Below are 8,186 nucleotides of genomic sequence, written 5' to 3' on the forward strand. Positions count from 1 at the left end.
CTCCCGCGACACACAGGTGTGCACGCGCAGAGTGTCTTCAGGCAAGGCGGTCTTGAGGCGGAAAGGTGAGGCCATGGCACCAAGGGTCAGGTCGACACCCGGAGGCTAGGGATCACCCGCAATCACCACAACGGTCGAAAGTCACTCCCGAGCTTGGCACTGGCGCGGACGAATTTCGCAGAATTATCAGAACAGGCCGGACTGATCTGGACGGGGTCAGGTCTTCAGTCGGCCAAGCCGCGCCCCCGGACCGCCATCGACAGGTCGCCTTGCCTCGGATCCACGAAAAACTCGATGTCGCCCCACGGAAAACTCGCAATGGCGCGCGCGTTGGCGATCTGCTCCGGCACGACACCGGTCTTCTGGACGAAGCGCCTCACGACGCTGCTGGCAACCCGCACCACGGGTGGACCTTGCCTTCCTGCGAGCGGATGTCGGACGCGAGGCGTCACGCCATCAGCATGAATTCCTGTCCCGCGACGGTCTGGCTCACGTTCTCGCGCCATTGGCGGGGATCGTCGACCACCGTCCAGGTCACCTCGGCCGGAAAGACCCGACCCTCGCCGCCGAAGCGATCCCGCATGTTCGCGACGATCGACGCCTCCGTCGGCCATCCTGACTGCCCGATGCCCGTCATCAGGTTGCCGCGATCCAGCTGATCCAGCAGCACCTGCTGCAAGCCCTCCGGCAGCCGTAGCACCAGGCCGATCCAATCCTCCGCGCTTTCGGGCGCCAGTCGGCGCGCGCGGATCTGTCGCGCCAGGTCCGCGGCGACCGTGGCAGCCTCGCTCTCGGACAGCGTCGCCGCGCCGGGATAGTCGTACTGCCATCCGCACGGCGCCTCAAAGCGCTTCCACGCCGTCTTCCTGTTCATGTCGTTCCTCTAGATGGGTCGGATCTTTCCAGCCGACAGTCGGCCGACGTCGGTCGGCGACACGAAGTACTGGGTGCCGCCGCCCGGGCCGAACTGCGGGTTGGCCAGGGCCTTGCCGCGGGCCACGCAGATATCTTCCGTCACTCGATAAGCGCGGACGCTGGTCCGCAGCTTGCGCGGATTGCCAGCGGCGTCCTTGCCGGGATCCTGACTGACCTGGACCAGATCGTAGTAGTCCGACACGCTGCCCTTGGCCTTCAACAGCGTGTGGTTCTGCACCGCGTAGCCAGGCGCGCCGCCCGGGAACAGCGAATACAGGATCGTGCCCTTGCGAAGCACGACATTCTCGTAGCTGTCGACTCCGGTGTAGATGTTGTGAGGATTCGCCGGACTGACACCCTGCCAGGCGCGGGCTTCCGACGAAGGATCCTTCCCGCAGCACGGGTCGCAACCGCCCTTCCCCTTCGTCAGCCCCAGCGGGTCGACCCAGGTCACCGGGTCCGGCGCGTACTGATAGGGATTGAACCCGCCCATCAGCCCGATCGGATCCTGCGTCAGATACCGCCCCGCATCCGGGTCGTAATAGCGATGCCGGTTGTAGAAGAGCCCCGTCTCCTCGTCCTCGTACTGCCCCTGGAAGCGCAGGGGCTGGTGGATCTCGTCGACGTCCGTCCGCGCCACGCGGCCCCAGGCGCGGTAGCGTGCACGCCAGCGCGTGCGGCCGTTCTCATCCAGCAGCGCCAGCGGCGTGCCGAGATGGTCGCACTCGTAGAAGAGCACCTCGTCGTTCGCGCTGTCGGCGCCGTCCCATCGGGCCTGCGCGGCCAGTTCGGACTCGCAGTCCGCGCGCCAGCGCTCCAGCCGGCGATGCCAGCGCACATGCGCATCCGGTTCCGCGGAAGGCGCGTCGGGGCGATCCCACGCGATCACCGGCGCGAAGGCGACGGACCCGCTGTCGAAAGATGACAGTGCGTCGGCGCTGCGGACCCGAGCGAGCGGCGTGAAGCTGTCCGGCTCGTGCACGTAGCTCACGCTGCCCTGCGCGTCGACCTCCTGCCCCATGAGGTCGCCGTTCCAGACGAACACGGTGACGCGCTCGCCGTCCGGCGTCGCCACGCGCTTGAGCACGCGGCGACCCAGCGCATCGTAGGCATAACGGCTCGTCAGCGCGCCCTGAGGCGTCGCCCGCTCAGCACGGACCAGGCGCTGATGCGCGTCGTACTGCAGATTCAACTCGTCGAGGGCGATGCCCATCGCCGCTTCGTTGGCGGCGTCGTCCTGCACCCAGTGCTTGCGGACCGCATTGCCGTCGGCATCGTGCTCGTAGTGCCAGCCGAGCGCCTGCGTCACCAGGTTGCCGCTCACCGGCGCCGCCGTCGCATGCTGTGCCGTCGCGCTCGAAGCGACGGACGTCGCGCCTGGCAAGGGCACGAGATTGCCCGCCGGATCGAAGGCAAAGGTCTCCCGCAGTCCCGGCTGGACCGCCGACATCAGTTGCCCCACCACGTCATGCGTGTAACGCAGTTCCCCCAGCACGGAGTCGTCGATGCGCTCGATGTCGCCGGTCCGCGCATAGCCGTACTCGCGCTCGCGCAGCACGCCCGGCGCCGCGTCGCCGAAGCCGAACACGCTGCGCGTCCAGCGCGAGGCGCGGTCGTAGCGCAGTTCGCGCCGCATGCCGCCGCGGCGAATCCCGCCCAGGCTGCGTCGCGTCTCGCGATGCAGCGCATCGCGATCGACGTCGACCAGCGGCCGCCCTTGCCACAGCACGCCGTGCCAATGTCCCGGACCGTAACGCTGGGTCTGCAACACACGCCCGTTGGGCAGGCGCGTCGCGACGCGCTGCCCCAAGGCGTCGTATTCATGTCGCAGCAGGAAGGACGCGGCCGCAGTGCCGCGTTCGGCCGCATCGGGCCAATTGCCCGCAGGATCCGGCCGGAGGTCCTCCGGCGCCAGCTCGATGCGCTGTCGCTCTTCGACCAGCTGTCCCGCCGCATCCCAGCGCAGCCGCGACTGCGCCGCCGCGTTCTCGACCGCGATGACGCGGCTCAACGGATCCCAGGCGAATCGCTCCTGCCCGTCCGGCGTCACGCGCGCCAGCATCCGCCCCAGCGCATCGCGCACATAGTCCGTGCGGATCGCGCCGCGCTGGCTGGCGACCAGCTCGCCCGCCACGTCGTAGTCGTAGCGACTGACGAGACCGTCGAAACCCGTCTCCTGGACCAGCCGCCCTTGCGCGTCATAGGCCAGCCGGTACGACTCGCCGTTGCCGTTGATGAGCTCGACCAGCCGCAACGCGCGGTCGTAGCGGTACTGCAGGCGCTGGCCCGCCGCATCGATGCGCTCGACCGGCAGTCCCTGCATCTGGTAGCGGTAGGTCGTCTGACGCCCCACCCCGTCCATGTGGACGAGCAGGCGCCCCATGGCGTCGTAGGTGAAGCGTTCCTCGCCGCCGTCGGGATGGCGGATGGCCACGAGGCGGTCGATCTCGTCCCAGCCGTAGCGCACGCTGTGCCCCAACGCGTCGGTGCGGGCGATCAGCCGACCGCGCGCGTCCCAGTCGAAGCGGGTCTCCGACCCGGAGCAGTCGACATACGCCAGCAGCCGCCCGCTGCCGTCGTAGACATAACGCTTCGCGCGCCCGGCCGCGTCGATCAACTCCCGCAGCTGGCCGAACACGTTGTAGGCCATCCGGGTCACGCGCCCCAGCGCATCGGTCTGCGCCACCACGCGACCTTCGGCATCGAACGCGCGCTCCTGCACGTGACCCATCGCATCGATGGTCCGGATCGGCTGGTTCCGCTCGTCGTACTGCAGCACCGTCCGCCCCCCCATGGCATCGGTGGTGCTGAGCAGGCTGCCCTGCGCGTCATAGGTGAAACGTGTCGTGTGTCCGGCCGCGTCGGTCTCTTCGAGCAGGTCGCCCGCGGCGCTCCAGCGGCGGGTGCCGAGCCGGCGTGCGTCCGCCGTCGCGTGATCCTGGACCCGCACATCCACGCACAGGTTGTTGGCGTTGAAGCGGTAGGTCCAGAGGCTGCCATCGCTCTGCCGGACACGGGTGGTGTCGGCGTCGACGTAGTCGATGTGGACCGGCTCCGTGCCGTCCTCCGCACCGGCGTAGATGGCGCGCGCCCAGTGGCTGGTCAGCGGCGACCAGGTCCCGCGGTGGGCAGGGGCAGCGTCGCTCGGAGGTTGCGCCTTCACGACATCGGTGGCGGTATCGCTATCGGTGGCGGTATCGGTGGCGGTATCGGTGGCGGGTGCGGTCGCGGGTTCGGCCTCGACGGGGTCCGCCGGCTGGAACAGCGCGTCCGCACCCTGCCAGCGCAAGACCCACGCCCCCCCGGTCGGATCGGCGTAGCGCGTCAGCAGGTGCGTGTCGTAGTGGTAGCGCCAGAGGTGGCCCAGCGCGTCCTTGCGCCCGAGCAGATCCAGCGCAGACAGGTCCGCGCCGTCCCGCGGCGCCTCCAGGCCATAGGCGTAGCGCGTCAACACCTGCCACCCTTCGGCGACCTCGCCGGCGACCGCGCCGTCGGCGGGGAGCCGCCGCACCAGTCGCCCGATGCGCAGCGTCCCATGGCACATGCGTTGCGCGTCCGTCAGCACGCCGGTCGGCGCCGCGTGCGCCTCCAGCACGATGTCGCCGGGAGCCGTGATGCGAAGCACGGTGAAGTCCTCGTCCAGCCGCTGAGGCAGCATGGCCGCCTCCCAGCCGGGCAGCCAGTCGAGGCGCACGGACAGACCGTCGGGGCGCCGCTGCTCCGTCAGGTAGCAGCACTGGACGCGCTCGCGCCGCGGCGCGGGCTCCTCGAGCAGACGACGCGATCGCGGCCGCAGGCCTTCCAGGCCGAGCGGCATCACGTCGACCGCCAGCGCCGCGCATCGCGGCCGCTCGAACACGTCGACACTGCCGTCCCGCCAGCGCAGCTCGAAGCGCCACTCGTCCACGCGCGTCAGCGTGAAGGCCTCGAACGCGTCATCGATCGTTGCGCCGACAGCCAACAGCGGCAGCAGGACCGTCCGCCCCGTCGCATCGTGGTAGGCCATGCCGCGCGCGCCGATGCTCAAGCGGACCAGGTAGGGCGAGGTCCATCGCGCGCCGAGCAGCCCGCGGTCATACGCCGCGTGGCTCGACCGGTAGGCGCGCAACCAGGCGACCGGCATCAGACCGTCAATCTCGGCGTCGAGCTCCGACAGCAACTCGTCCCCGGTGCCGTAGTGGATCGGACGCCGACTCCGCGTGGCCGCCTTGCCGGGGCCCTGGTTCTGCGGACAGCATTCCTTGGGTTGTTTCTTGTCCTCCGGCGCCTTCTTCTGCGTCTTGCCGCCGTCGGGCTTGTCCTCCTCGTGCTTGGCGGCATGCGGCTTCGGATCGGGCTTCTTCGCCGGCGGATGCTTCTTCGGGAAAAAGCGCGACAGCAGGCGACCGCCGCCCGGCAGCTTGCCCAGCGCCCAGGTGGCGCCGCGCTCGGCGGCCTGCTCGGCCAGCGCGCCCAGGCTCGGCGACTTGTCGTCGAGCACCCAGTCGACCGTCGCGTCGAGCACATCCGTCGCCGACCCCGTGGCCGCACCCACCGCGGTCACGCCGCCGCCGACGGCCGTCACCGCGCCACCGGCCGTGGCGATCGCGCCGCCCACCGGCGCGCCCACGCCCGTCAGCGCCACGCCGCCACCCACCAGCGTCGTCGCGGCACCGGCGGTCGCCACCTTGCCGCCGGTGTCCATCGCCTCGTCGCTGAACTCGTGCAGGGCGTCGGACGCGCCGCTGTCGCGATACGCCTGCGCAGCGCCCTTGAGACGACCTTTTGCCGCCGCCGTGCCCCGCTCGTAGATGCGCCCCATCGTGTTGCGGGCGTTCATCCAGACGAGGTCGGCCTCCCGCACCCAGGCCTTCGCGTTGCTCGTCGACGTGCTGCTCTTGTCCTTGGGCTCCGCCTTGTCGAGGTAGGTGCCGCTCTTGACCCCGCCCTTCACGCCGCGCGCATCGCCGGTCACCTTCGGGATGAAGGTCTGGCCGTGAAGCACCGCCGGATCGCCCTGGTGCTTGACGTTGCGCGATGCGGCCGAGGCTTCCTTGAACTCGCCCTTGATCGGATACGGGATCGGCACGATGTTGCTGCCCACCGGGGTGAGACAGACGTCGGGCTGCAGGCTGACGCAAAAGAAGCGCTTGGATCGGGTGACGGTTTCGCGGGCCATGAGGAGGGTCAAGGGCCGACGGCGTGGCGGCGGCGGCGGTTGCGGAGAAGGTCGAAGGTCTCGTCTCGGATACGAGGTCCCGGATGCGGCGTGCCTGCGCCGACGCAGGCGGCTACATGACCGGCTGCGCCATCACGGCGCGCAACGCCGCGAGCCGCTCGCGTTGTCCGGGCGTCTTCGCCTCCATCAGGCGGGCTTCTTCCACACCGTATTGCGCGCTGACGCTCCAGCGCCAGCAGATGTCGACGACGCCGTCGTCGCTGTCGATCAGCACGGTGTCGATGACGGGATCGAAGCAGCGCACGTCGCCCTCCGCATCGATGCCCATGAGGACGAAACCGCGATCCGGCAGCTCGAACATCGTCATCCGATGCCCGCCCGCGACGAGCCGCGCCGCCGGATGCGATCGCGGCCAGAGGTTGTCCAGCACGATGCGCTCGCCGCCGCGCAGCGGCCGGCATTGCTGATCCGCGGGCGCGCAATTCCAGTAGCGGAAATCGAAGTCGAGATTGAGGGCCAGCCCCGCGGCGACGTGCGTCGGATCCGGCGCCTCGCGACCGATCCAGCCGACGCGCGGCGCCCAGCCGCGCTCGATCGGGCCGAGGCCCACGGTCTCCAGCGACTCGCGTCCTGCGGCGACATGCCAGAAATCGTCGACGGTGAGCGGTTGATGCGCGAGTTCGATCTGATGCGCCGGCAGGCGGTCGAGCTTCGTCGCCTGCAGGAACCAGTCGCGCGTGAATCCTCGCCCCGCCGGATTGAACCGGCTGGCCTCGTGCGCGAGAGGACGTTGCGGCAGGTCCGCGGATGCATCCGGATGCGCCGCCAACTGCTCGGGGCGCAGGTGATGGCGCGCGGGCACCTCGCCGGCCGCCGGGCTGCCGACATCGATGCGGCTCTGGCCACCGAAGCCGTTTTCATAACGGAGCGCGCAGCACGCGATCGGCTCGGCCACGCTGAGCATCCAGTCGTCGGGTCCGGAGGAACGAGCGACGCGACCTTCGCAAGCGTCAGCGTCGGCGGAACGGCGCATCCACCAGCGCGGACCGTGCACACGCACCTGCTTGTCGATCAGCACGTTGAAGGCCTCGCGCATTGGCATTGGCACCGGCACCGGCACCGGCTCGGGCGAAGCCGACGTCGCGGTCGATGCCAACGTCGCGCCGGTGGCCGGGGCCTTCGGCTCGAACACACGCAGCCGCGCGAGGAAGGACGGCACCGGCGTCGCCTCGGGGGCGTGAGCCGACCCCACGACGAGCACGTCGCACATCGGCTTGTACGGCGCCAGGTCGCTCTCCTCGCGGATCGTGAGCGCGGGGTTGCCGTCGTGCGGCAGGTCCTCGTCGTTGAGGGGCGCCGGCGCCTCGTCGAGCAGCAGCGGCGCCACGCCGCTCCCGTCCGGCTCGCCGAGCCGGTAGCGCTCTTTCAGCACCACCGTGTGGATCAGGCGCAGCGCGGGATCCAGCGCATCGAACTGCAGGTGCGACCGTCCGGTCAGGTCGCGCAGGATCAGTCGCGGCAGGTCGGCGCCGCGCAGGTCCTCAACCGACCGGGTTGGTGTCGACGTCATCGCCGTGCACTTCCACTTTCTTGTCGCCGCGGATGATCACTTCCTTGCCGCTGATCTCGATGCGGCCGTCCTTGGTCATGAGCAGGCTGCTCGCACCGACGGTGATGCTCAGGCGGTCGCCGGCCGTGATGTTGATCGAGTGCCCCACGGCAGTCGTCTGGTTGAGACCGACGACGGTGGCCATCAGTCCCCCGACGTTCAGGCTGTAGCCGAGGCCGACGTTGTCCATGCGGCCGAGACCGACGTTCTGCATCGATGCCAGCGTGATCGTCTCGGTCTTCATGCCGCCGATGTCGATCTTCTGATTCGCGCCGATCGAGATGGTCTCGTTGATCCCGACGTCCTCGGTCCGGTTCATGCCGATGGAGATCTTCTCGTCGAGGTCGACGCGCTCCGTGCGGTTCTGATGGACGGTGATCGTCTCGTCCAGGTTCACCGTCTCGGTCCGGTTCCCCTTGACCAGCGTCGTCTCATGCCGGTCGATCGTCTTCGTCCGATCCCGCCCGACCCAGTGCGTCTCGTCGTTCTCGACCTCGATGTCCT

General features: G+C 69.4%; 5 protein-coding genes. All 5 read right to left on the bottom strand.

The window, feature by feature from the left end:
- Positions 1–224 precede the first annotated feature (224 nt).
- Positions 225–401, bottom strand: coding sequence for a hypothetical protein (locus tag AC07O8_RS27160; protein WP_495051009.1), 177 nt, complete (start codon positions 399–401; stop codon positions 225–227).
- A gap of 47 nt (positions 402–448) precedes the next feature.
- Positions 449–874: a hypothetical protein gene (locus tag AC07O8_RS27165; RefSeq protein ID WP_495051010.1), complete on the bottom strand. Its 426-nt coding sequence runs from the start codon at positions 872–874 to the stop codon at positions 449–451.
- A 9-nt stretch (positions 875–883) separates the two neighbouring features.
- The gene (locus AC07O8_RS27170; protein ID WP_495051011.1) at positions 884–6,073 is read right to left on the bottom strand and encodes an RHS repeat-associated core domain-containing protein; all 5,190 of its coding nucleotides are present in this window, start codon (positions 6,071–6,073) and stop codon (positions 884–886) included.
- Between the two features lie 112 nt (positions 6,074–6,185).
- Positions 6,186–7,643, bottom strand: a complete 1,458-nt coding sequence (locus tag AC07O8_RS27175) for a DUF2169 family type VI secretion system accessory protein (protein WP_495051012.1) — start codon at positions 7,641–7,643, stop codon at positions 6,186–6,188.
- The coding region (locus tag AC07O8_RS27180; protein ID WP_495051013.1) for a bacteriophage T4 gp5 trimerization domain-containing protein at positions 7,615–8,186 on the bottom strand (572 nt) is incomplete at its 5' end. The genes AC07O8_RS27180 and AC07O8_RS27175, both read right to left, overlap by 29 nt.

Source organism: Roseateles sp. GW821-FHT09G09 (assembly GCF_059415965.1).

Coding starts and splice junctions, on each gene's coding strand:
- AC07O8_RS27170 (WP_495051011.1), bottom strand. CDS start 6,073: ATGGCCCGCGAAACCGTCACCCGATCCAAGCGCTTCTTTTGCGTCAGC.
- AC07O8_RS27165 (WP_495051010.1), bottom strand. CDS start 874: ATGAACAGGAAGACGGCGTGGAAGCGCTTTGAGGCGCCGTGCGGATGG.
- AC07O8_RS27175 (WP_495051012.1), bottom strand. CDS start 7,643: ATGACGTCGACACCAACCCGGTCGGTTGAGGACCTGCGCGGCGCCGAC.